Genomic DNA, 242 nt, shown 5'->3' on the forward strand with positions numbered 1-242 from the left:
ACCCAGGACGCGCAGAAGGCAGCATGGGCCAGCCCGTTCACGGAGAAGACCGGTATCACCGTCGTACAGGACGGACCGACGGATTACGGCAAGCTCAAGGCGATGGTCGAGGCCGGTCAGGTTACCTGGGACGTGGTCGACGTCGAAGGCGACTATGCCGCCCAGGCCGGCAAGAATGGCCAGCTCGAGAAACTCGATTTCTCCGTCATCGATAAATCCAAGCTCGATCCGCGCTTCGTGAC

Annotated in this window: 1 protein-coding gene; it reads left to right on the forward strand. The window is 61.2% G+C overall.

Translation table 11 applies throughout. The features are described from left to right. Window positions 1–242 (forward strand): extracellular solute-binding protein (locus AF337_RS15390; RefSeq protein ID WP_152971091.1); only part of this gene is annotated, 242 nt, incomplete at both ends.

The organism is Rhizobium ecuadorense (assembly GCF_001187535.1).
GTDB lineage: Bacteria > Pseudomonadota > Alphaproteobacteria > Rhizobiales > Rhizobiaceae > Rhizobium > Rhizobium ecuadorense.